The organism is Aliiroseovarius crassostreae, from assembly GCF_049803815.1.
Taxonomy (GTDB): Bacteria; Pseudomonadota; Alphaproteobacteria; order Rhodobacterales; family Rhodobacteraceae; genus Aliiroseovarius; species Aliiroseovarius crassostreae_A.
Map to the genome: position 1 here is coordinate 143,317 of NZ_JBNAGI010000003.1, position 22,815 is coordinate 166,131.

29 protein-coding genes are annotated in these 22,815 nt (G+C 59.0%); 10 read left to right on the forward strand and 19 right to left on the reverse strand.

The annotated features are described in order from the left end of the window. Positions 1 to 23 precede the first annotated feature (23 nt). The 5 genes from nusA to pip form a co-directional block, all read right to left on the reverse strand. Positions 24 to 1,655 (reverse strand): transcription termination factor NusA, encoded by a 1,632-nt coding sequence (gene nusA, locus ACP15V_RS09920; protein ID WP_424943526.1) that lies wholly within the window; start codon positions 1,653 to 1,655, stop codon positions 24 to 26. A 2-nt stretch (positions 1,656 to 1,657) separates the two neighbouring features. Beyond that, complete coding sequence (rimP, locus tag ACP15V_RS09925; RefSeq protein WP_424943527.1) at positions 1,658 to 2,242, reverse strand: ribosome maturation factor RimP; 585 nt, start codon at positions 2,240 to 2,242, stop codon at positions 1,658 to 1,660. 185 nt (positions 2,243 to 2,427) lie between these two features. After that, positions 2,428 to 3,042 carry a class I SAM-dependent methyltransferase gene (locus ACP15V_RS09930; RefSeq protein ID WP_424943528.1) on the reverse strand — a complete coding sequence of 205 codons (615 nt, stop codon included), beginning with the start codon at positions 3,040 to 3,042 and terminating at the stop codon, positions 2,428 to 2,430. Between the two features lie 39 nt (positions 3,043 to 3,081). Beyond that, positions 3,082 to 3,711: a CDGSH iron-sulfur domain-containing protein gene (locus ACP15V_RS09935; protein ID WP_424943529.1), complete on the reverse strand. Its 630-nt coding sequence runs from the start codon at positions 3,709 to 3,711 to the stop codon at positions 3,082 to 3,084. Positions 3,712 to 3,820: 109 nt separating this feature from the next. Continuing rightward, positions 3,821 to 4,807: a prolyl aminopeptidase gene (gene pip / locus ACP15V_RS09940; protein ID WP_424943530.1), complete on the reverse strand. Its 987-nt coding sequence runs from the start codon at positions 4,805 to 4,807 to the stop codon at positions 3,821 to 3,823. A gap of 50 nt (positions 4,808 to 4,857) precedes the next feature. Between pip and ubiG the strand changes: the two genes are divergently transcribed. Both ubiG and ACP15V_RS09950 read left to right on the forward strand, forming a co-directional pair. Continuing rightward, positions 4,858 to 5,613, forward strand: a complete 756-nt coding sequence (gene ubiG / locus ACP15V_RS09945) for a bifunctional 2-polyprenyl-6-hydroxyphenol methylase/3-demethylubiquinol 3-O-methyltransferase UbiG (RefSeq protein ID WP_424943531.1) — start codon at positions 4,858 to 4,860, stop codon at positions 5,611 to 5,613. 86 nt (positions 5,614 to 5,699) lie between these two features. After that, the gene (locus tag ACP15V_RS09950) at positions 5,700 to 5,900 is read left to right on the forward strand and encodes a hypothetical protein (RefSeq protein WP_424943532.1); all 201 of its coding nucleotides are present in this window, start codon (positions 5,700 to 5,702) and stop codon (positions 5,898 to 5,900) included. A 21-nt stretch (positions 5,901 to 5,921) separates the two neighbouring features. Here the strand turns inward: ACP15V_RS09950 and ACP15V_RS09955 are convergent, their stop codons facing one another. The 5 genes from ACP15V_RS09955 to ACP15V_RS09975 are packed head-to-tail and all read right to left on the reverse strand — an operon-like array spanning position 5,922 to position 9,013. Further along, entirely contained in the window at positions 5,922 to 6,722 is an 801-nt protein-coding gene (locus ACP15V_RS09955; protein ID WP_424943533.1) for a GNAT family N-acetyltransferase, read from the reverse strand. Further along, positions 6,719 to 7,177, reverse strand: coding sequence for a MarR family winged helix-turn-helix transcriptional regulator (locus ACP15V_RS09960; protein WP_424943534.1), 459 nt, complete (start codon positions 7,175 to 7,177; stop codon positions 6,719 to 6,721). The genes ACP15V_RS09955 and ACP15V_RS09960 overlap by 4 nt, the downstream gene beginning before the upstream one ends. After that, positions 7,178 to 7,996: a carbon-nitrogen hydrolase family protein gene (locus tag ACP15V_RS09965; RefSeq protein WP_424943535.1), complete on the reverse strand. Its 819-nt coding sequence runs from the start codon at positions 7,994 to 7,996 to the stop codon at positions 7,178 to 7,180. After that, the gene (grxC, locus tag ACP15V_RS09970) at positions 7,996 to 8,259 is read right to left on the reverse strand and encodes a glutaredoxin 3 (RefSeq protein ID WP_424943536.1); all 264 of its coding nucleotides are present in this window, start codon (positions 8,257 to 8,259) and stop codon (positions 7,996 to 7,998) included. The genes ACP15V_RS09965 and grxC overlap by 1 nt, the downstream gene beginning before the upstream one ends. A gap of 37 nt (positions 8,260 to 8,296) precedes the next feature. Beyond that, complete coding sequence (locus ACP15V_RS09975; protein ID WP_424943537.1) at positions 8,297 to 9,013, reverse strand: ComF family protein; 717 nt, start codon at positions 9,011 to 9,013, stop codon at positions 8,297 to 8,299. Positions 9,014 to 9,043: 30 nt separating this feature from the next. Here ACP15V_RS09975 and ACP15V_RS09980 point away from each other — a divergent pair, with 30 nt between their 5' ends. The 3 genes from ACP15V_RS09980 (at position 9,044) to hslV (ending at position 11,621) form a co-directional block, all read left to right on the forward strand. Next, positions 9,044 to 9,874 (forward strand): SAM-dependent methyltransferase, encoded by an 831-nt coding sequence (locus ACP15V_RS09980; RefSeq protein WP_424943538.1) that lies wholly within the window; start codon positions 9,044 to 9,046, stop codon positions 9,872 to 9,874. An 82-nt stretch (positions 9,875 to 9,956) separates the two neighbouring features. Continuing rightward, positions 9,957 to 10,991 carry a ferrochelatase gene (hemH, locus tag ACP15V_RS09985; RefSeq protein ID WP_424943539.1) on the forward strand — a complete coding sequence of 345 codons (1,035 nt, stop codon included), beginning with the start codon at positions 9,957 to 9,959 and terminating at the stop codon, positions 10,989 to 10,991. 72 nt (positions 10,992 to 11,063) lie between these two features. Continuing rightward, entirely contained in the window at positions 11,064 to 11,621 is a 558-nt protein-coding gene (gene hslV / locus ACP15V_RS09990) for an ATP-dependent protease subunit HslV (RefSeq protein ID WP_424943849.1), read from the forward strand. A 21-nt stretch (positions 11,622 to 11,642) separates the two neighbouring features. On the opposite strand, the gene ACP15V_RS09995 is transcribed toward hslV, so the two are convergent. Continuing rightward, positions 11,643 to 12,323 (reverse strand): 5'-methylthioadenosine/S-adenosylhomocysteine nucleosidase, encoded by a 681-nt coding sequence (locus ACP15V_RS09995; RefSeq protein ID WP_424943540.1) that lies wholly within the window; start codon positions 12,321 to 12,323, stop codon positions 11,643 to 11,645. Positions 12,324 to 12,452: 129 nt separating this feature from the next. On the opposite strand from ACP15V_RS09995, the gene hslU reads away from it, so the two are divergent. Together hslU and ACP15V_RS10005 are read left to right on the forward strand one after the other, a co-directional pair. Continuing rightward, positions 12,453 to 13,760, forward strand: a complete 1,308-nt coding sequence (gene hslU / locus ACP15V_RS10000) for an ATP-dependent protease ATPase subunit HslU (protein WP_424943541.1) — start codon at positions 12,453 to 12,455, stop codon at positions 13,758 to 13,760. Between the two features lie 121 nt (positions 13,761 to 13,881). Continuing rightward, entirely contained in the window at positions 13,882 to 14,976 is a 1,095-nt protein-coding gene (locus ACP15V_RS10005; protein ID WP_424943542.1) for an alpha/beta hydrolase, read from the forward strand. 16 nt (positions 14,977 to 14,992) lie between these two features. On the opposite strand, the gene ACP15V_RS10010 is transcribed toward ACP15V_RS10005, so the two are convergent. The 3 genes from ACP15V_RS10010 to ACP15V_RS10020 are packed head-to-tail and all read right to left on the reverse strand — an operon-like array spanning position 14,993 to position 17,292. Further along, positions 14,993 to 15,586, reverse strand: a complete 594-nt coding sequence (locus ACP15V_RS10010; protein ID WP_424943543.1) for a Smr/MutS family protein — start codon at positions 15,584 to 15,586, stop codon at positions 14,993 to 14,995. Positions 15,587 to 15,589: 3 nt separating this feature from the next. Continuing rightward, entirely contained in the window at positions 15,590 to 16,636 is a 1,047-nt protein-coding gene (locus ACP15V_RS10015; RefSeq protein WP_424943544.1) for a murein transglycosylase A, read from the reverse strand. After that, positions 16,633 to 17,292, reverse strand: a complete 660-nt coding sequence (locus ACP15V_RS10020; RefSeq protein ID WP_424943545.1) for a Tim44/TimA family putative adaptor protein — start codon at positions 17,290 to 17,292, stop codon at positions 16,633 to 16,635. Before ACP15V_RS10020 ends, ACP15V_RS10015 begins: the two co-directional genes overlap by 4 nt. Before the next feature lie 107 nt (positions 17,293 to 17,399). Here ACP15V_RS10020 and ACP15V_RS10025 point away from each other — a divergent pair, with 107 nt between their 5' ends. Then, complete coding sequence (locus tag ACP15V_RS10025; RefSeq protein ID WP_424943546.1) at positions 17,400 to 17,933, forward strand: FxsA family protein; 534 nt, start codon at positions 17,400 to 17,402, stop codon at positions 17,931 to 17,933. Here the strand turns inward: ACP15V_RS10025 and idi are convergent. Next, positions 17,930 to 18,448, reverse strand: a complete 519-nt coding sequence (gene idi, locus ACP15V_RS10030) for an isopentenyl-diphosphate delta-isomerase (RefSeq protein ID WP_424943547.1) — start codon at positions 18,446 to 18,448, stop codon at positions 17,930 to 17,932. The two genes, ACP15V_RS10025 and idi, sit on opposite strands and share 4 nt — an antisense overlap. Positions 18,449 to 18,573: 125 nt before the next feature. Here idi and secB point away from each other — a divergent pair, with 125 nt between their 5' ends. Then, positions 18,574 to 19,056, forward strand: coding sequence for a protein-export chaperone SecB (gene secB / locus ACP15V_RS10035; protein ID WP_424943548.1), 483 nt, complete (start codon positions 18,574 to 18,576; stop codon positions 19,054 to 19,056). A 36-nt stretch (positions 19,057 to 19,092) separates the two neighbouring features. Here secB and dnaQ read toward each other — a convergent pair whose 3' ends face one another. The 4 genes from dnaQ to ACP15V_RS10055 are packed head-to-tail and all read right to left on the reverse strand — an operon-like array spanning position 19,093 to position 21,848. Continuing rightward, positions 19,093 to 19,830: a DNA polymerase III subunit epsilon gene (gene dnaQ / locus ACP15V_RS10040; protein WP_424943549.1), complete on the reverse strand. Its 738-nt coding sequence runs from the start codon at positions 19,828 to 19,830 to the stop codon at positions 19,093 to 19,095. Continuing rightward, entirely contained in the window at positions 19,823 to 20,419 is a 597-nt protein-coding gene (coaE, locus tag ACP15V_RS10045; protein WP_424943550.1) for a dephospho-CoA kinase, read from the reverse strand. The genes dnaQ and coaE overlap by 8 nt, the downstream gene beginning before the upstream one ends. Next, a complete protein-coding gene (locus ACP15V_RS10050) occupies positions 20,416 to 21,252 on the reverse strand; it encodes a shikimate dehydrogenase (protein ID WP_424943551.1) in 837 nt (278 codons plus the stop codon). The genes coaE and ACP15V_RS10050 overlap by 4 nt, the downstream gene beginning before the upstream one ends. Next, a complete protein-coding gene (locus ACP15V_RS10055; protein ID WP_424943552.1) occupies positions 21,249 to 21,848 on the reverse strand; it encodes a Maf family protein in 600 nt (199 codons plus the stop codon). Before ACP15V_RS10055 ends, ACP15V_RS10050 begins: the two co-directional genes overlap by 4 nt. A gap of 398 nt (positions 21,849 to 22,246) precedes the next feature. On the opposite strand from ACP15V_RS10055, the gene ACP15V_RS10060 reads away from it, so the two are divergent. After that, entirely contained in the window at positions 22,247 to 22,696 is a 450-nt protein-coding gene (locus ACP15V_RS10060; RefSeq protein ID WP_424943553.1) for a CopD family protein, read from the forward strand. Positions 22,697 to 22,815: the final 119 nt, after the last annotated feature.

Genomic DNA, 22,815 nt, shown 5'->3' on the forward strand with positions numbered 1-22,815 from the left:
GCCGACCCCCGAGAAGCCCGAAATCAGGCTTCAGTTGCCTCTGTGGCTTCGGCAGCGGTTTCAGCGTCTTCACCCTCTTCGGCGTCCGACACCAGTTCTTCGGGATCAACCCAGCCCAGCATGATCCGGGCGGTCATCACCATGTCTTGCGCTTCCTCCAGCGACAGACCGAATTTCTCCAGTGAGCCATCATCCTTGATGCGCTGCCCGTCCACGGTGGTCCAGCCGCCGGCCAGTTCCCAGTCCGCACAGGTGGCGAAATCTTCCAGTGACTTCACACCGTCTTCGGCCAGGGCCTCGACCATCTGTGCGGTCAGCCCTTCGAAGGCGATCAGGCTGTCTTCGGCCCCCAGCGCGCGGGCATTTTCCAGCGCCTTGGCCGCCTGGGCTTCCAGATACTCGCGCGCCCGGGTCTGCAGCTCTTGCGCGGTGCCTTCGTCCACACCGTCAATCACCAACAGCTCGTCCAGTTCGACATAGCCGACCTCTTCGAGGTTGGTGAAGCCTTCGGCCACCAGCAGCTGGGCAAAGAACTCGTCCAGATCCAGCGTTTCCATGAAGAGCGCGGTGCGCGCGGCGAATTCCTTCTGGCGACGCTCCGATTCCTCGGCCTCGGTCATGATGTCGATGTCGAGGTTGGTCAGTTGGCTGGCCAGACGGACGTTCTGACCGCGGCGGCCAATCGCCAGCGACAGCTGTTCGTCGGGAACCACAACTTCGATTTTGCCGGCTTCTTCATCCAGCACCACTTTCGACACTTCGGCCGGCTGCAGCGCGTTCACAAGGAAGGTGGGCTGATCTTCGTTCCACGGGATGATGTCGATCTTTTCACCCTGCAGCTCGTTCACCACGGCCTGCACGCGCGAGCCGCGCATACCAACACAGGCCCCCACCGGGTCAATGCCGCTGTCATAGGAGATCACGGCGATTTTGGCGCGCGAGCCCGGATCACGGGCTACGGCCTTTATCTCGATCACGCCGTCATAGATTTCCGGCACTTCCATCTTGAACAGTTCCGCCATGAATTCCGGCGCGGTGCGCGACAGGAAGATCTGCGGGCCACGGGTTTCGCGGCGCACATCCTTGATGTAGCAGCGGATCCGGTCGTTCGGGCGATAGCTTTCGCGGCCGATTTTTTCGTTGCGGCGCAGGATGGCTTCGCCGGTGCCCACGTCGACAATCACATTGCCATATTCTTCGCGCTTGACCTGACCGTTGATGATCGTGCCCACGCGGTCCTTGAACTCGTCGAACTGGCGATCACGTTCCGCTTCGCGCACCTTCTGCAAGATCACCTGCTTGGCGGATTGGGCCGCGATGCGCCCCATTTCCACCGGCGGCACTTCTTCGCTGAACACATCCCCGACCTGTGGGTTTTCCATGTACTGTTTGGCCTGCTCGACGGTGAGCTCAGCCTGGTAGTTTTCCAGCTCTTCATCCTCGACCACGGTGCGCACACGGGTAAAGGTGGCGCGGCCGGTCTTGCGGTCAATCGACACGCGGATGTCCATTTCCGCGCCGTAACGCGATTTGGCGGCCCGGGCGAGGCTTTCTTCCATCGCCTCGATCACCAGACCGGGGTCGATCATTTTTTCGCGGGCCACGGCCTCGGCGGTTTGCAGCAGCTCAAGCTGGTTGGCAGACGTGATTGCCATGGTCAGTCCTCCTCGGAACCGGTAATTTCCTGAATTTCGTCAAATTGGGCTTCGTCAATTTGCCCAGCATCCTTGCGCGCGCGCAGCACGTCCCGGATGAGATCATCTGTCATGACCAGCTTGGCATCTGCCAGCCAGTCAAAGTCAAGGCCGATGGTGACCATCTCGCCCTTGTTCTCAATCTCGATCAGCACCTCGTTGCCTTCGGTGCCCATCAGGGTGCCCCGAAAGCGCTTGCGCCCGTCGATCAGTTCGGTGGTTTCGATCTTGGCGGTGTAATCCTGCCAGGCGTCGAAATCCTTCAGCCGCGTCAGCGGGCGGTCAATGCCGGGCGAACCAACCTCAAGCGTATAATTGTCCTCAATCGGGTCTTCCACGTCGAGCACGGCGCTGATCGCGGTTGAGATCTCGGCACATTCATCCACCTCAATCCCGCCATCGGGACGCTGGGCCATGATCTGCAGCATCGGCGTATTGCCACCCTGCAGACGCAGGCGCACAAGCTCAAACCCCATGCCTTCGATCACCGGGCCGACGATGCCGGCGAGGCGTTGATCCATTGCGGTTTTGGCAACCAATTCGGTCACTGTATTCTCCTATCGGGGGTCATCGGGATACCAATCCCCCAAAAACAAAAAAACGGGCCAGCGGGCCCGTTCGTCTTACCGGTGGAGCTTCGAGTTTGGACCCCGACGCGCCGCTGTTGAATTGGGATATAGGCGGGATTGGCGGGAAATGCAAGGGGGCAGGGACACTGCCCCCATTTCAGCGCTTATCCCGGCTTCTTCGCGATCAGAAACAGAGCAGTAATACCACCTTCGGGTTTCCAGTCTTCGACGATCTCAAATCCCGCATCGCGCATCATCTGGCGCAGGTCATCCTCGGTGAACCATGTCACCGAGGGCGCTTTGCCCAGCATCTGCGCAATCGGCAGGGCCAGTTTCAGCCACCACAGTTTGCCCAGGCAGGCGGTGGAGGTGACAAACACCCCGCCGGGTTTCAACGTGTCATAGGCTTTGCGGATCGCGGCGGCGGGATCATCCAGCAGATGCAGGATTGAATGGCCCTGCACCATGTCCACACTGGCGGGGTCCAGCGCCATGGTGGTGAAATCGCCCACCTCAAACCTGATCTTGTTCGCCCCGTCCTTGGCCCGCGCGATGCGGATCATCTCGGACGACAGGTCCACCGCGTGATACTCTGCCACATGGCGCGCGTGGATCAGAGCGGTCGACCCGGTGCCGCAAGCAAATTCCAGCACCTTCATGTCTGGCCGCATATACTCCTGCGTCTTGGCCAGCTTGTATTCATAGCTCGCCATATCTTTGATCTGATCACGAGAATACTTCTCGGCAATCTTATCCCAGAATGTTTTGGGCTCAACCATCTCTGTCTCCTCAACACAATCTGCCAAGAAGATGGGGTGTCAGTCGTCGCTTTTCCACCCTTCATCGCGGTGCGTCCCATCGCAGAAGGGTTTGTTGCCCGAAAGACCACATCGGCAGAGCACATATTTCTGTGCCGATTGCCCTTCGCCCTTGGGCAGAACGGGCGGTTCGACCCCGTGCACCCACAAGGGCCCGTTCTTTTCCACCCGAATTTGCGGACCGTCGGGAACCAGATGTTCCGCTGCCCCATCCGCCCCTTTGAAGGACAGCGCGCCAGACGGGCAGGCGGTGACCACTGCGCGCAGATCTTCCATCGTGCCCTTGTCGGGCTGCACCCATGGTTTTTGGGCGGGGTTGAAGACATGGCTTGCGATCCGCCCACATTCCGCAGCGTGCGAGCAGATCATCGGGTTGTAATACACGGTGGCCTCTTGCCCTTCATAGGCAATCAACCGGTCGCGCCCCGCGGGTGTGCCGGGGCTGCTGTCAAACCCGGCCTCCACATGGCTGCCATCACAAAAGGGTTTGTTTTTCGACTGGCCACATCGGCACAGACCCATGACGGGTTTGCAGTCTTCCGCCTGACCGGTTTCGGTTTCCAGACTGGTCACATCCTTGGCCACCAACGGGCCATTGTCGCGCGCTTCGATTTTTGGCTGATCTGCCATGGTCTTTCCTCCCGTCCAGATTGGCTGTCAGTTCAGTCTGATCGACCGAGGGATTTCGCACAATAGGGCAGGGCGCACATATTTCCGTGCAATGGCGCACAGTTGGCGGTCAGGCGCCCAGCGTGTCGCGCTGGCGGGCCAGCTTGTCCATGGTATAGGTCAGCTCTTCCGTCACACCACGTTCCGACAGGGCGTGCCCCGCGAAATGCACCATGCGCAGGGTCGAACTGGGCCAGCGTTTGTGCAGGCTATGCGCGGCAACGGGCGGGCAGATCATATCATGCCGACCTTGCACAATTGTCCCCGGGATATGGGCAATCTTGGGCATATTGCGCAGAATCTGACCCTCTTCCAGCCAGGCACTGTTGTGGAAATAGTGGTTTTCCAATCGCGCAAAGGCGCGCGCGTAATCCGCAGGCGCATCCATCAGATGCCCCCGGTTCTGGATCGACGCAAGCGCGTTTTCCCACCCGGCCCAGGCTTTGGCAAAGCGCACCTCTTCGCCATAATCGCCGGAAAAGAGCCGCCGGTTATAGGCCCCGATCAGATCATCGTGCTCATCTTCAGGCACGAGAGAGGTGAACTCTTCCCACAGTTCCGGCCAGAACCGCCCAGCGCCCCCGCCATAAAACCAATCCAGTTCAGCCCGCTGCGCCAAAAACACGCCGCGCAGCACCAGCCAGGCCACCCGCGCCGGATGGGCCTGCGCATAGATCAGCGCAAGGGTCGCCCCCCAGCTGCCGCCAAAAATGATCCAACGATCCACACCCAGCGTAAGACGAATATGTTCGATATCAGCGATCAGATGCCAGGTGGTGTTCCCTTCTACCTCTGCATGGGGGCGCGACCGCCCGCATCCACGCTGATCAAACAGGATGATCCGGTAGGAATTCGGGTCAAAGAACCGGCGCATCTGCGGCGAACATCCGCCGCCGGGACCGCCATGAAACACCACCACGGGAATGCCCATGGGATTGCCGCTTTGTTCAACATAGATCTTGTGACCGTCGCCCACATCCAGCATATGCCGGTCATATGGTTCGATCGGGGGATAGAGCCCTCCGGCTGCGCTGTTTTTTCCTGCGGCCTTGTCCATGGAAACATTATATAGTGCCTCTCAGGCCCCTGCTATCAGAAAGACGCGAGATGACCCAGAGTTCCGCCACCAGTTCCGTCGACCCATCCGAAGTTGAGAAATTCGCGGCGATGGCTGCCGAATGGTGGGACCCGACCGGCAAGTTCAAACCTCTGCACATGATGAACCCGGTGCGGCTGGATTACATCACCAGCCAGATCGCGGCAGAGTTCGGGCGCGACCTGGCCGATGACAAACCCTTTGCGGGGCTGCGCATTCTGGATATCGGTTGCGGCGGTGGGCTGCTGTCGGAACCGATGGCGCGGCTGGGGGCCGATGTGGTTGGCGCTGACGCCACCGAACGCAACATCCCGGTCGCCAAAACCCATGCCGAAGAGATGGGGTTGGAGATTGATTATCGGCACACCACCGCCGAAGCCATCGAAGCGTCGGGCGAACGGTTCGATGTGGTGCTGAACATGGAAGTGGTCGAACATGTGGCCGATCCGCTGGCCTTTCTGACCTCGTGCCAGAAGCTCTTGAAACCCGGTGGGCTGCTGATTTGTTCAACGATCAACCGCAACCCGAAATCCTTCATGGTGGCGATTGTCGGCGCGGAACACGTGATGCGCTGGTTGCCGAAGGGCACCCATGAATGGTCGAAATTCATCACCCCGGACGAGCTGGAGGATATGCTGGCCGAAAGCCTGCTGCGCGTGGTGGATCGCAAGGGGTTTGTGTTCAATCCGCTCACCTGGCAATGGTCGATCTCGGACCGGGATCTGTCGGTGAACTATGTTACGGCGAGTGTGAAACCCGGCGGCTGAGCCGGCATAGGGCATGATTGACGTCTGGGCCGTACAGTGGGTATCACTGTACAAAGACCATGCAGGATTGCCCGCAGGATTGCCCTATGACCAGCCCGTCCGAAAAACTGATCAAGGAACACCGCTCGTGGCGCGATTTCGCGAGTGACGACGAAGTGGCGCGACTTAAGGTTCTGGAAGAGCGGATCGAACGCAAACGCCGCAGCCTGGATGAGACGATTTCGGAACGGCAGAAGATCATGAACCGTTCCATTCGTCGGATGCGCCGCGCAGCTGGGAAGGATTAGGGAAACAGACCCTAACACACCTCAATCCGGGGGTGGCCGATAGGCGCTGATGGTTGTTTCGGTTGGCACAAACCCGCAACGACGATACAGCCGCCCGGCTTCACTGCCCGCATCCGCCACGATCATTGGCAGCGCCTCGGGCGCACGTGGCCTGGCCCAGTCAAGCGCGTGGCACAACAGGGCGGAACAGATGCCCCGGCGACGATGTGCTGTATGGGTCTGAACAGATTGATACCGGATCAAGCTTTCATCGAAGAATATGCCCATATCCCCAAGCAATTGATCGCCTTCAAACGCGCCAAACCACTGACCATATCCCCTGGCGATCTGCGCTTTTCGCGCCTGCGTTTTTGATTGCAAGAACGCGTCCATCCCGGCCTCTGGTGCGCCGTCCAGACGAAGATCCACTGCGGCAATCGCCTCGCTTTGGGACCAGTCTTGATCAGAGGTAAAAGGACGAAACGCGACCCCCTCGGGCATGTGCGCACGGGTCAGCGTCCCGGGAAGGGTTAACGTGTCCCCTTCCTGCACGATCAACCCGGTGCCAGCACAAACCGCTTGCACCTCTGCCAGCGACAGCTGCGGGATATCCCAGCCAAGGCAGATATGGCGCGCATCCGGCACGTCATGATGGAATTGCGCGATCAGGGCGGCGGCATCCTTTGGGGGATCACGAAATATCACCCTGTTGCCAAACCAGAAATTCGGCTCGTCCTGCGTGATCTGCACCACGCGGTCCGGCAGGTCTTGCAGGTGGGTCTGACCACGCTGCACCATCATGTCACTGGCGAATTCCAGACAGGAAAGGCGCGGGCCCCTCATTCCAGTTCGCTGAGGATTTGCCGCATCTCACGCAAGACCGGCAAGGCCTGTTTGATTTTATCGGTGCCGATTTTCTTAACCATATTGCCGATGATCGGCGTAATCGACTGCAGCGCCGCGTCCCGCGCCGACCGACCTGCGGGCGAAATGGTCACGAATTTGCGCCGCGCGTCGTCCCAATCGGGGCGAATATGCACATGGCCGGCCCATTCCAGCTTGTTCAACGTGTTGGTCATCGCACCGCGCGTCACGTGAAACGCCTTGGCCAGCTGCGCCGGGCTTTTTTCCTCACCCGACCGCGCCAAATGGTTGAGCACGGAAAAATGGCTCAGCTCCATCCCCTTGGGCAGCGCTTTGGACAGGCGGTTCCGGGCCAATTGATCGGCCATGAACATCTCGCTGAACAGCGCGACGGAAAGGTTGTCCGTGTTCTGATTTGAGTTTTGCTCGGACATTCAGGGGCCTTCGTATTTGCGATCATGGGTCAATGCGGGCACGCGGGCCCGGGCCCGCTTTACCTCATTCAGGTCCAGATCGACCAGAGTAACGCCGGGTAGTTTGCCCCCATCTGCCAGAATTTCCCCCCATGGCGCAACAACCAGTGAATGACCATGTGTCGCACGTTTTTGTGTATTTTGCCCGCATTGCGCCGGGGCCAGCACAAAACAGCCGGTTTCAATCGCCCGCGCGCGCAGCAGCGTTTCCCAATGTGCAGCCCCGGTCACGGGGGAAAAGGCGGCCGGCACGGTCAGGATCTCAGCGCCCTTTTGGGCCAGGTCCCGGTGCAAATGCGGAAACCGCAGGTCATAGCAGATGGTCATGCCAATACGCGCAAAATCCGTCTTTGCCAGAACGGCCCGATCGCCGGGGCGATAATGGGCGCTTTCGCGATAACTCTCCTGGTTGTCGATCTCCACATCAAACATGTGGATCTTGTCATAACGCGCGGTGATATCGCCCAAGGGCGAGATCAGAAAGGACCGGTTGGCAAAGCGCCCGTCCGGATCATGGGTCTTCACCGCAAGCGACCCAATGAGCACCCAGATCCCCAGCGCCTTGGCCTCATCCTGTATGGCGGTCAGAAAAGCGCAGTCTTCCTCATGCGAAATCTGCGCCTCTTGCACCCGGCGCGATGAGGACAAAACATTGGTGACTTCCGGCGTCAGCACGAATTGCGCCCCACCTTCGGCGGCCTCGCGCAGGCCCGCCAAGGCTGCGATCAGGTTGGCACCCACATCCTCGCCCGAGGTCATTTGCACCAACCCGATCCGCATCATGCAGCCCCTTGCAGAAGCGTATCCAGTTTGCCAGCGCGCTCCATATCATACAGGTCATCACAGCCACCCACATGAATGTCGCCAACAAAGATCTGCGGCACGGTGTGGCGGCCGTTGGCACGAGACATCATTTCCTGACGACGATCCGGGTCGAACCCCACATCAATCTCGTCAAACTCCACGTTTTTCTGTTTCAAAAGACGTTTCGCCGCGTGGCAAAAGCCGCAAAGGGCGCTGGTGTAGATGGTGACAGGCTGCATGGTGATCCTCGGTTTGTTGCCAAGGATATATAGGACATCAAACGTCTTTCGCAACGCGCGCAAGGGACAGGATCACAACCTTGTTGGCCCCCGCGCGACGGCAGGCCTCGGTCGCGGCGGCAAAGGTTGCCCCCGATGTCATCACATCATCGACCAAGATCACGTCGCGCCCGGTCAGCTGCACCCCCCGTTTCGGGTGCGGGCGCACCGCGTCTTTCATATTGGCAAAACGCTCTTCCATCGTCAGCCCATCATGGGTGCGCGTTCGACGGGGGCGGATCAGAACATCCGGCATGAAATCAAGCCCCTCACGCCCCGCCAGTGCCTTGGCCAGCTCTGCCGCCTGATTGTAGCGCCGCTGAAAAAGACGCGTCCAATGGGAGGGGATTGGAACCACGGCGGCGTCCTGCGGCATCACCGGCCTGATCGCACGGGCCATCCACCCCGCCGCGGGACGCGCCAGATCCGTGCGATCGCCATGTTTCAACGCCAGAACCATGCGCCGCGCATTGTCACGATACAACAGCGCCGAGCGGCCATGATCCCAGGGGCGCGGCGTGGTCAGGCAATCATCGCAATGCACCTGATCTTCACCCTCATCGCCGGGCAGGGGGCTGCCGCACAGATCACAAACCAACCCCTCGATGAAGGGCGTCTCTCGCCAACACGATCCACACAGGCCGAAATCACTTTCGACCGGGTCGCCACAGCTGACACATTGCGGCGGATAAAGCAGGCCAAGGGCTGTTTGCATTTCCTGTCCCTCCTTCTATGGTCCGCGATCATGACCGATCGCAACCCGACCCCGCCCAAATTGACCGACACCGACCAGTTGGCCCAAGCCCGCGCCCGCGCGCGACCTGATGGCATGTTCCTTCAAGACCTGGCGGTGGACGAGATCCATGATCGCCTGAATATGGTTAACAGAAGGTTTACATCACCCGCGATTGTGACCGGCTTCCCCGAGGTCTGGGGCGCAGCGTTTCCAAACGCCAAAATTGTCCCGGATTCCGATGCGCTTTCGCTGGGACGCGAAGCCCATGACCTCGTGATCCACGCGATGGGGTTGCACTGGGCCAACGATCCCGTGGGGCAACTTGTGCAATGCCGCCTGGCACTGAAACCGGACGGGCTGTTGCTTGGGATTTGCTTCGGAGGGCAAACGCTTGCTGAATTACGAGCGGTTTTGGCAGAAACAGAGACGGAAATGAGGGGTGGCCTGTCCCCCCGCGTGGCCCCCATGGGGGAAATCCGCGACCTGGGGGCGCTGCTTCAACGCGCCGGGTTTGCACTTCCTGTGGCGGACAGTATGGCGCGCGACGTCACCTATGGGGATATCTACGCCCTGATGCGCGATCTGCGCTTGATGGGGGAACGTAATGCGCTCGCCAGCCGCAATCCAACTCCCATGCCCCGATCCTTTTTCGATCAGGCGAATGCCCGCTACAAACAGCATTTTCCGGCGGAACAGGGTCGCATATCTGCCAGTTTTGAACTGATCACCCTGACCGGATGGGCCCCGGATGACAGCCAACCCAAACCGCTGCGCCCCGGATCCGCCGCGGCGCGACTGGCGGATGTTTTGAACACGAGCGAGACAAAACTGACCGATTGACGGAACAGATTGTCACGGATCAATTGACCCAAAAAGAAAAGCCGCTATCTGATGGGCAGAGCAGCGCGCAGGAGCCACAGCCATGATCATGGAAAAACCCGCAGATCACCCGCAGATCAAACCCCGCAAAGTGGGCATTCTTTTTGCCAATCTCGGCACGCCCGATGGGTATGATTACTGGTCGATGCGGCGCTATCTGAATGAATTTCTCTCGGACAAGCGGGTGATCGATTACCCGGCCTGGAAATGGCAACCAATCCTGCAGGCGATCATCCTGACCAAACGTCCGAAATCCTCGGGCGAGGCGTATAAGTCGATCTGGAATGAAGAGCAGGGAGAAAGCCCGCTCATGACCATCACCAAACAGCAGGTCGCCAAGCTGAACGCTGAGCTGTCCGCGCGGTACGGTGACCGTGTGATGGTGGATTTCTGCATGCGGTACGGCAATCCATCCACCAAGTCGAAAGTGGCGGAAATGGTCAAGGCGGGCTGTGATAGGGTCTTATTCTTCCCGCTGTACCCGCAATATGCGGGCGCCACGATGGGCACGGCCAATGACCAGTTTTTCCGCGCCCTGATGGAAGAGAAATGGCAACCCGCCGCGCGCACGATTGAACCCTATTTCGACGATCCCGCCTATGTGGATGCCCTGGCGCAGTCAGTTGAACGGGGCTATGCCGCGTTGGACAAGCGGCCGGATCTGCTGGTGGTCTCGTACCACGGCATGCCGATCCGCTATCTGACCGAAGGCGACCCCTATCATTGCCAATGCCAGAAAAGCACCCGCCTGCTGAAAGAGCGTCTGGGTTGGGGCGAGGATGACATCACCACCACCTTCCAATCGGTGTTTGGGCCAGAAGAATGGCTGAAACCTTATACGGTAGAAGAGGTGGCGCGTCTGGCCAAAGCCGGCAAGAAAAACATCGCGGTGATTGCCCCCGCATTTTCCGCCGACTGCATTGAAACACTTGAGGAAATTCAGGAAGAGATCCAGGAAGCCTTTGTCGAGGCGGGCGGCGAGAGCTTCACCTATATCCCCTGCCTCAACGACGATGACGCGCATATCAAGGCGCTGGTCGGGGTGGCGGAACGCAATCTGCAAGGCTGGCTCGACTAATCCCGCGGATGGGTCGATACTTGTCGGACCCATCCCCCATCTCCATATGAGATGAAACAAATTGGAGGCATTATGGCGGAGAGTGAATTTCCCGGCTGGCACGGCACGACAATCATCGGCGTGCGCAAAGGTGGCAAGGTTGTGATTGCGGGTGATGGGCAGGTGAGCCTGGGCCAGACCGTGATCAAAGGCACGGCGCGCAAGGTGCGGCGCCTGTCGCCCGGTGGGTTCGATGTGGTCGCCGGGTTTGCCGGATCTACCGCCGATGCGTTCACGCTGCTGGAACGGCTGGAAGCAAAGCTTGAGGCCACGCCGGGCCAACTGGCCCGCGCCTCGGTTGAACTGGCCAAAGACTGGCGCACCGACAAATACCTGCAAAAGCTGGAGGCGATGCTGATCGTGACCGACGGCGCGGATCTGTTCGTGATCACCGGGGCCGGGGATGTGCTGGAACCCGAACATGATGTGGCCGCGATTGGGTCCGGTGGCAATTTTGCGCTCGCCGCTGCCCGTGGGCTGATGGAAAGCGAACAGGATGCCGAAACCATCGCCCGCAAGGCCATGGCGATTGCCGCTGAGATCTGTGTCTACACCAACGGCAATCTGACGGTCGAAGAGATATCGGCCTGATTTCAGGTGGATTAGAGCCTGTTACAACTGGATCGGGGCGGTCAGCGCCCCATATCCCGGCCAGTTGATCCCACCAGACAGCGCGTCACCGATCCTGTCCACAACCTCGGCCAGCTTTTCGTCGATGATGTGCAGATATTCGGTCCAATCCGACACGTCGGACAGGTCCGCATCGCCATCCGACACTCCGCGCAGGGCGATCAGCGGCAGGTCAAAGCGATGACAGGCGCGCAGAACGGCAAAGCTCTCCATATCCACCATATCCGCATCAATCACGTCATAAGCCGCGCCATGCACGATATTGGCCCCGGTCGACAGGCTCGCTTTGGCTACCCCCGGCACGCGGAGGGGCAGGGGCAGCTTGGCGGGCATGTCGGAAAACGGCGTCACGCCTTTTTCGAACCCTAGGGGCGAGGCATCCATGTCACGATAGCCGACGTCGGTGATCTGAAACACATCGGTTTTGCGCAGCTTCGCGGACCCGGCCGACCCAAGCGAGATCACCAGATCGGGCAGGGTGCCCGCCGCCCGCATATCAGCCAGCGCCGCTGTGGTCACAACCGCGCCCTCCACCGGACCAACCCCTGTGATCAGTGGGGTAAAGCGTTTTTGCAGATGCGGGCCGTATTCGGCATCCGCTGCCATCACAAATAACACGCTCACATCACCAAATCGGGTCACAGGGTATATCGGCGCGGGCATATGCGCATCCTTCCAAATCTACGTTCAGGCGGTATTTTGCGCGGCTCACTGGCAGTTTCAAGCCAATAGCGCTTGCGCTTGCCGCATTTGCGCTTACCTACTGTGACAAGTTTTCAAAAGAGGCCCAACGTGACCGATCTGACCCCGCGTGAAATCGTATCTGAACTCGACCGTTTCATCATTGGCCAAAACGACGCCAAGCGCGCCGTGGCCGTGGCGCTGCGCAACCGGTGGCGGCGCAAACAGCTGGACGCCGATCTGCGCGACGAGGTGTATCCGAAGAACATCCTGATGATCGGCCCGACCGGTGTCGGCAAGACCGAGATCTCGCGCCGCCTGGCCAAACTGGCTCGCGCGCCGTTCATCAAGGTCGAGGCGACCAAATTCACCGAAGTGGGCTATGTGGGCCGCGATGTGGAGCAGATCATCCGCGATCTGGTGGATGCAGCGATTATCCAGACGCGCGAGCATATGCGCGAGGATGTGCGCGCGCGCGCCGAGCAAAACGCCGAGGACCGCGTGATCGAGGCCATCGCTGGAAGCGATGCCCGCGACGCCACCCGCGAAATGTTCCGCAAGAAACTGCGTGATGGGCTTCTGGATGACACCGAGATTGAACTGGATGTGGCCGATACCTCCAACCCGATGCAGATGTTCGATATGCCCGGCCAGCCCGGTCAGAATATGGGGATGCTGAACATTGGCGACATGTTCGGCAAAGCCTTTGGCGGGCGCACCGTGCGGCGCAAACTGACCGTGCGCGAAAGTTATCAGGTGTTGATGGGCGAAGAGGCGGACAAGCTTCTGGATGATGAAACCGTGACCAAAGCCGCGCTGGAATCGGTGGAGCAAAACGGCATCGTCTTCCTTGATGAAATCGACAAGGTTTGCGCCCGGCAAGAGGCCCGCGGCGGGGATGTGTCGCGCGAAGGGGTGCAGCGCGACCTGCTGCCTCTGATCGAAGGCACCACCGTGTCCACCAAACATGGCGCGGTAAAAACCGACCATATTCTGTTCATCGCCTCGGGCGCGTTCCACATCGCCAAACCGTCCGACCTGTTGCCGGAACTTCAGGGTCGCCTGCCGATCCGGGTCGAACTGCGCGCGCTGACCGAAGGCGATTTCGTGCGCATCCTGACCGAAACCGACAATGCGCTGACCCGCCAATATTCCGCGCTGATGGGCACGGAAGAGGTGACAGTGGAATTCACCAATGACGGCATCGCGGCGCTGGCCAAAATTGCCGCAGACGTGAACCGAGACGTGGAAAACATCGGCGCGCGACGCCTATACACCGTGTTGGAACGGGTGTTCGAAGAGCTCAGCTTTTCCGCCCCGGACCGCGGCGGAGAGATTGTCACCGTGGACCGCGCCTTTGTCGATGACAACCTGGGCAGCCTGATGAAATCTGCCGACGTCAGTCGCTACGTGCTCTGACCTTTTCTGCGCCAGTCCGGACACAGAAAGGTTGAAAATGAAGCGTCGCCCTGAAAGAGGCGGCGTTTTTTCTGCGTTCCTGTTATGGAAGGGGCAGCGAACATTATGTGAGACTGTACCCGTGCGCCTGATTGCCCTTGTCATTGCCACCTTGACCCTTGTCGCCTGCGCCCCGCGTGGCGAGATCACCCTGTATGCGGGCGCGGGTGACGTGGGCGAAGTGCAGCGCATTTTTGTGGGCTCGACCCGCGATCTCAACCCGGCCACCGGTCAACCCTCGGGCGCGCGCAGTGAAAACATGCTGTTTGGCCGCGTGGATGTTTCGGTCCCGCCAGAACGGGAAGCGGGCAGTGTGACCTATGTGGGTCGCAAAGACCCCGATCCTCAGGTGCATTTTCTGGTCGACAATTTTGCCTCCTTTGCCGGGGCGGATATCTTTACAAGCGCATTGCGTCAGGAGTTGCGCGGCCGTCGCGGCGATGCACGCACCGCCGTGATCTTTGTGCATGGGTTCAACAATACTTTTGCCGAGGGCCTGTATCGCTTTGCCCAAATGGTCGAGGATTTCGACCTGCCCTTCGTGGCGGTGCATTACACCTGGCCCAGCGCCGGGCACCCGCTGGGATATGGCTATGATCGTGATTCCATGCTGTTTGCCCGCGACGGATTGGAAAATCTGATCGAAGCCACCACAAACGCCGGTGCCACTGAGGTGATCCTGGTCGGTCATTCCATGGGCGCGCTGCTGACGATGGAAAGCCTGCGACAGCTGGCGATCGGCAATAAGACATCGGTGATCAAACGGATCGGCGGCGTGATGCTGTTGTCGCCGGATATCGATATTGATCTGTTCCGCCAGCAATCGAACCGGATTGGGAAACTGCCGCAACCTTTCTATATTTTCAGCTCAACCAAAGACCGCGCATTGCAATTGTCTGCCGGGCTGAGCGGCCAGTCCGCACGGCTTGGCAACGCCGAAGACATCGCCCCGCTGGCGGATCTTGACGTGACCCTTGTTGATATCTCCGCCTTCTCGGATGGCGGGCTGGATCACACTGTTGCTCTTTCCTCTCCCAGTTTCGTGAAACTGGTGCAATCAGTGCCAGAGCTCAGCACGACAGTTGGAAACACCCGCGGCCCAAGTCTTCTGCCCGGTACGGTCCTGGTGGTGCAGAATGCGACAAAGCTGGTGATTGGCAATCCCAGCAGGCCCTGACCCTTGTCAAAATCGGCTATCGAAACCGGCGCAGGTAGACGTAATAGGCGCCCTGACCACCATGTTTGAGGTGGGCTTCGGAAATCTGTAACACATGCTGTTTCAACGGCGGCATATGCAGCCAATGGGGCACCTGATGACGCAGCACCCCGTGACGCACCGGGATTGGCCCGCCGTCGTCGCGGCTCTTGCCCTTCCCGGTGATCACAAGCACCAGCCGCCGCTGATCGGCCACCGCCTCCAGAATGAACCGCGTCAGGATCGGATGGGCCTGGGCAATGGTCATGCCATGAAGGTCGATCCGGGCTTCGGGTGACAGCCGCCCTTTCTTCATGCGTCCGAAGGTCTTTTTGTCCATGGCAAGGCGTTGTGCGGCCACTTGATCCGCCATGGAGGGGGCAAGGTCATGACCGCTGGTGCGCGGCTTGGCGGCCTCTCCGATACGAAACCGTGGCGCCTTGACCTCTGGAATTCTGGGCGAAGGACGCGGCATTTCGGGTGTGTTGGGGTCTGTTTTGGGTCTTGGAGGATGCAGGCGCTCGGTGCTGTCCGCCACTTTCTTCCAAAGGGATTTTTCTTCGTCACTCAAACCGCGGGGGCGTCGCGCCATGGATCACTCCTCCGCCTCAAGCGCATAGGCGCGCTGGATCGGAAACAGCACCAGCATCCGCCCGCCATCCTTGATCTTGCCCGCATCAATGCCGGCGTCCTGCCCGGTGCCCCAGAAAATATCCGCCCGCTGCGCGCCCTTGACGCGCGACCCGGTATCCTGCGCGACCATCAGGCGGTTAAACGGTTCTGTCCCGGCCTTTTCCATCCAGACCGGCGCGCCAAGCGGTGTGTATTTCGGGTCAACGGCCAAAGACCGATGGGCCGTGATCGACCGGTTCATCGCCCCAAGAGGCCCCTTGTGTTTCGGCATCCGCCCCAATTCGCGAAAGAACACATAGGACGGGTTCGACATCAAAAGATCATGCCCTTCCATCGGGTTGCGCTGCACCCAGTTGCGGATCACCGCCTGCGACACCTGATGTTTGTTGTAAACGCCCCGCCGCACCAGCTCTTTGCCCAGGGATTTGAACGGATACCCGTTATTGCCGCCATAGCCCACGCGGATCGCCCCACCGTCGACCAGACGAATACGCCCGGACCCCTGGATTTGCAGGAACTGTAGGTCCACCGGATCGGACAGCCAGGCAATTTCCAACCCGCGCCCGATCAACGCCCCGCCTTCCTCGATCTCGCGCCGCGTCCGCCACGCTTGCCCCGCAGGGATTTCCGGCGGTTTACGATACAGGGGATAGCGGAACGTATCCGTCTGCACCCGAGACCCCAGGATCTCTGGCTCGTAATAGGCCGTGAACAACGGGGCCACGTCGTTTTCAATCAGGACCGGACGGAAGAAAAGCTCAAAAAACGCCCGACCAGATCTTTGCCGCTGTGCCAATGCACAGAGCGGCGCCCAAAGCGGTTCATCAAGGTCGATACAGGTATCGATAAAAACGGAAAGGGCTGCGTCGTGATTGTCCTCGGCCCATCCTTTCAGCTCGGAAAACTCCAGCACTTTGGCGCGGGCATCAAAGGGCAGCTCATCCCCAAGCCCCGCAAAAGCAGGGCTGCCCAAAAGGGCCAGCGCAATTGCCAGCCCGCGCAAAATCATCCGCCCGTGGCCACCAGTTGCCAGTTGGGATTGTTGCTGCCCATGGTGCGGGCGAAGGTCCAGACATCTTTCTGGCGCTTCACTTCATTCGGGTTGCCTTCGATGATCTCGCCACCCTTGTCGCGCACAACCGAGGTCAGCTCGCCCACGAAACGCACCGTCACTTCGCCTTCATTGGTGGCCGGATCAAACGCTGCATCCACCAGCTTCAGCTCGCGCACACCCACAAAATTGGCTTCGATGGTCAGCCCCTGTTCCCGGCGGCTTTCGACCACCATGGCAAAGCTTTCATAAACTTCGTCAGAGAGGAACGGTTTGATCTCGGCCAGATCACCGGCCTCGAACCCCATCAGGATCATTTCATAAGCACCGCGTGCGCCACCCAGAAATTCACTGACCGAAAAGCTTGGTTCCTGCGCTTTCATCGCCACCAGGGCTTTGGCCGCATCGCTGCCTTCCGCCACATGGTCGGTGATGTCGCTGTCCGGCCCACCTTCGATCACTTCGAAATCGCTGCGCTTGGCGCGATTGGGGTCTTGTCGGGTGACCTGCGGTTTTTCAAACCCTTCCCGTGTTCCCAACACGTCACGCAGACGCAGGATCAGGAACAGGGCGATGCCGGCCAGCACCAACAGCTGGATCAGGGGTGAACTCATTGGAACCTCATTTTTCTGGACGCACTGGAAACGCGTTTGCCGGAAACATATGTAAGTACTGCTTGGGAACAAGTCTACTGCGCTTGGTCGATAAAACGAGGTATCCTATGTGGCTCTTTGCCCTTTTCATCGCGGTTCCGCTGATTGAAATCGCCCTGTTCATCCAAATCGGTGGGGCGATCGGCCTGTGGCCAACCCTGTTGGTTGTGGTCCTGACCGCCGTGATCGGCACGCAATTGATGCGCGCGCAGGGCGCTTTGGCGATGCGCGATCTGCAGAAAAGCTTTGGCCAACTGCAAGATCCAACCGAGCCATTGGCCCATGGGGCGATGATCCTGTTTTCCGGCGCATTGTTGCTGACCCCGGGGTTTTTTACCGATTTCGTGGGGTTTGCCCTGCTTGTGCCCGCCGTGCGCCGCGCCGCTTTCAACTGGGCCAAGTCCCGCGTGAAGGTGCAAAGCTTCACCATTGGCGGCCAGATGGGCGACGGCCGCACCGCATATACGGACCATCATAAGGACCATCGCACGCGGCCTCCGACGGAGGAGGACGTGATTGATGGCGAGTTCACTGATGTGTCGCCCGACAAGAAACCCACCCATCAGGTGGAAAAAGGCCCGTCCGGCTGGACCAAGCATTAAGCTCCGAACACAGAAGCCTTGTGATCACGCAGATAAATGCGCAGCCAAGGGGTGAACTGATCGGGGTTTTCGGCAATATCAGTCTCTAATTCAGCCAAATTTGCCCAGCGCACGGCCTGAACCTCTTCGGGGTTCAGGCCCAGTTTCGGGGGCTGATCACAGTGGATCACGTAAAGATCCACCACCTCATGTTCCACCATGCCACCACCCACATCGGCGCGATATTCCAACTGTTCCACCCAGACAGGATCCAGTCCGGTGATGCCAAGCTCTTCATCCAACCGCCGCGTGGCGCAGACCTTGGGATCCTCGCCCCAATGCGGATGGGTGCAACAGGTGTTCGCCCACAGACCGGGCGTGTGATATTTCCCCGCAGCGCGTTGTTGCAGCAGCACCTTCCCGTCGCAAATAACAAACACCGAAATCGCCGCGTGGCGCAGCCCCTTCAGGTGCGCTTCAAGTTTGTCGACCGGGGTCAGGGTGCCATCCACCCAGGTGGGGATCATCGTGTTCATGCCCGCCCTTTACCGATTTTTCCGCGTTTGGAAAAGCCCACACAGCGCAAGTGATCGCATCGGTTGTGCCCACCCGGTCAAGGTGCTAGGCATCTTCCCGACCATATTTTGCAAGGAGAAACCTCATGGCCGAGGAACAACAAGCCCCCGTCCCGCCCAAGATGCAGGTCCTGGGCCAATTCATCCGCGACATGTCTTTTGAAAATATCCTCGCCCAAAAAGGCGTGGACGGCGAAGTTCAGCCTGAAATCAGCGTCGAGGTTGCGCTGGACGCGAAAAAGCGCCCCGCTGACAATCAGTATGAAATCATCACCAAATACACCGTTGGGTCGCGCAACAAAAACGGCGGTCAGCAACTGTTTTTGCTGGAGCTGGAATATGGCGGGATCTTCCAGGTCGAAAACGTACCGGAAGAACAACTGCACCCGTTTTTGATGATCGAATGCCCGCGGATGCTCTTCCCGTTTGTGCGCCGCATCGTATCGGACATCACCCGCGACGGTGGATTCCCGCCGTTGAACCTGGATACCGTTGATTTCCTTGCGCTCTACCGCGCCGAAATCGAACGTCGCGCCGCCGCAGAAGCCGCAAGCGCGCCGCAGAACTGAGGCACGTTCAAAAGTTGAGTGATACGGTGGCGGGGATCAGTTCCCCGCCATTTTTTTCCAAAGCGCGTCCTCGCCGAGCGTTTCGACAAATTCGGCATGGGCAGTCGCCTCCGCGTCGGAAATTCGCGAAGGTAGGGGGGTGGGCCGCGCCGTGGGGCGCCAGTTTTCGGCCACATCCGTGTCGCTTGTGGCGCTGGGACCTCCCGCCAGAACAAGATCAGGCTGACGCCCGCCAATCAGCTCCAGATAAACTTCCGCCAGAATTTCACTGTCCAAAAGCGCGCCGTGCAGCGTGCGATTTGAGTTGTCGATGCCAAATCGACGACACAACGCGTCCAGCGAGGCGGGGGCGCCTGGAAATTTCTTGCGCGCGATTGCCAGCGTGTCCAGCGCGCGTTCCCACGGCAGTTCCGCCAACCCCATCCATTTCAACTCGGCATTCAGAAACTTCATATCAAACGCGGCGTTGTGAATGACCAGTTTCGCGTCACCGATAAAGTCGATGAACGCCTGCCCGACCTCTTTAAACACCGGTTTGTCTTTCAACAGGACCTCACCCGGTTCGGCGGGGCGAGGGCTGGCCAGCAGGTCGGGGCCGATGCCGTGCACGCCGAACGCCTCGTCCGGCATTCCGCGTTCCGGGTTGATATACTGGTGATAGGTCCGCCCGGTCGGCATGTGGTTGATCAGCTCAAGACAGCCGATTTCCACAATCCGATCCCCCGATTGCGGATCAAACCCGGTGGTTTCCGTATCCAGCACGATCTCACGCATTCAGCTTCTCCCGCACATGGGCCATAACCTCGTCCACCGCGGCCTCGGCCCCTTCAAGTGTTTCGGTCGGAATGATCACATCGGCGCGCGCGCGTTTTTCCGCATCAGGCACTTGTTTGGCCAGAATAGTGTCGAATTGAGCCTCTGACATGGTGCCCCGCTCCATCACCCGGGCGCGCTGCAGATCGGCGGGGGCCGAGACGACAACCACCAAATCCACATGTTCATGTGCGCCAATTTCAAACAACAACGGCATGTCGAGCAGCACAATATCAGACCCTGTTTCAGCCAAAAACCGCGCACGATCTTCGGCCACCAAGGGGTGCACAATCTGTTCGAGCTGTTTTAAGGCGCTCGGATCACGCCCCATCCACGCCTTCAAGGCCTCACGATCCACGCCGCCATCGATAATGGCGTCCGGGCAAACCGCCTTGATCGGGTCCACCGCCAGACCACCGGGGGCATAAATCCGATGCACCGCGGCATCCGCATCCCAGATCGGCACGCCACGGGCGTGAAACATCTTTGCCGTGGTGGATTTCCCCATGCCAATGGATCCGGTCAGGCCGATGATGAATGGGCCGCTCATTGGCCCAGCACCGCTTTGCGCAACTCTTCTGTCACCTCGGGCCGCGTTCCAAACCAACGCTCAAACCCCGGCACCGCCTGATGCAACAACATGCCGAGCCCATCCACAACTTGACAACCTGCCGCTTCGGCGGCTTCCAAAAGGGGTGTTTTCAGGGGGGTGTACACAATGTCCGTCACCACCTGACCCGGCTTCAACCCATCCAACGGCACGCGCAATTCCGGTTTACCCACCATGCCAAGTGAGGTTGTGTTCACCACAGTCTTGGCCTCGTCAATCATATTTCCGGCCTGCACCCATTCCACCACATTGATCCGGGTGCCAAATTCTGTGCGCAGCGCGTCAGCCCGGGTGCGGGTGCGATTGGCCAGGAAAATCTCCGGCACGCCCACCTCGAGAAGAGAGGCAATCACCGCACGCGACGCCCCCCCAGCCCCCAAAATGGCGGCCGGACCTGACTTTGGATCCCAGTCAGGGGCACCTTGACGCAGGTTTTCAATAAACCCGTAACCATCTGTATTATCGGCGTGAATCTTTCCATCTTCACGGAAGATAAGCGTATTTGCCGCCCCCATCAGCGCCGCGCGATCCGTAACCAGATCGGCCAGTTTCAGCACGTCTTCTTTGTGCGGAATGGTCACATTGCAGCCAACAAACCCGGCTTTGGGCAGGGTGCGAATGACCTCTTCCAGGTCCCCGACAGCCACGCGCAACGGCACATAATGCCCGGGCAGGCCCATTGTCCTCAACCAATGCCCGTGCAAACGCGGCGATAGGGAATGTTCAATCGGGTCGCCAATCACGCCAGCCAGGGGAATGCGGGTCTCGCTCATATCTTCAATTCTCCTCGTTCAATCAGATATGACAGGAGTTCGCTCAGCGGCAAACCCAACACGTTGAAATAATCCCCGTCCACCTTGGAAAACAGCCGCACCCCTTCTTCCTCCAGTTTATAGGCGCCAACCGAATGACGGATGCTGTCCCAATTCCGGTCGACATATTCCGCGATATATTCCGCGCTAAGATCGCGCATTTTCATACGCACGACACCCACGTGGCGCCACAACGGTTTGCCGTCTTGATACAGCACAGCCGCCGACAAAAGTCGATGGGTTTTCCCAGACATATCAGATAGTTGGGATATTGCCGCGTCCGGAGACGCCGGTTTCGACAGGATTTCCCCCGCCAGATCAGCCACCTGATCACAGCCCAAAACCAGCGCATCCGGGTGCTTTTCACTGATCTTGCGCGCTTTGAACTCTGCCAAGGCATCAGCCAGATCCCGTGAATGCGCCCCTTCGGCTTTCAAAGACATTTTAATCATATCTTCATCAATACGTGCGGGAATGACGTCAAATGTCAGCCCCGCATTGCGCAAGAGCTCTGCGCGTATTTCGGAGCCTGACGCCAGGATGAATTTTGTGGCCATGGGACAACCCTGTGGAAAAACTCTGTGTGTTTCAGGGGTTGGATCGGGGGCAAATCACGCCCTTCTCCAAACCTGCGGATAGTTCGCCACTTCCTACGCGAAAATCCCGTCGTCTTCCACTGTGAAGAAGTTTTCCACGTGGCAGAGATCTGGCCGATCCGGCTTTCTTTTCTCCTCTGACTTATCCCCAGACAGGCACCTTCGAATCGGCTAAGAAAACTTGGCAAGCCGATACTTGTCCCCGATCAAAGTGAAGGGTTGTCCACCTGTGCAAAAAGGGATGAACAAATCATTAATCCCCATTATCCACAGGCCCTACATAATCATCATCTTTTCTTTTAAATATTTATTATTTTAAGAATAGCAAAACCGGGGCGCATGAGAAAGGAAGGCTAAGAATGGGTGACATTCTGTCCGATTGGTATTTCTGGACGAAATCGCTTCACGTGGTATCCGTCATCGCCTGGATGGCAGGTCTTTTTTATCTGCCACGCCTTTACGTCTATCACGTGGAGGTCGTCGGGTCAGGCAATGACACAGACGATCTGTTTCAAACCATGGAACGGCGGCTTTTGAAGGCCATCATGAACCCGGCAATGATTTCGACCTGGATTTTTGGCCTTTGCCTGGTTCTGACCCCCGGTGTGGTCGCCTGGGACATGGTCTGGCCGTGGACCAAGGGTGCGTCGGTGATTGCAATGACCTGGTTTCACATGTGGCTTGCGGCGCGGCGCAAGGAATTCATGACCGGTACGAACACGCTGACCGGGCGGCGCTATCGGATGATGAATGAATTGCCGACGCTTTTGATGCTGGTGATCGTGTTTTCGGTGATCTTTAAATTCTGAGAAACGCCCGGAAAACTTGACTCATCCGTCAGGGCCGCTTAACTGGCGGTTAAGCAGGCCATCCGGCCGATTGCATCTTCACGACTGCACAATCCGTTACACTCGCCTCTGTGGCGCTT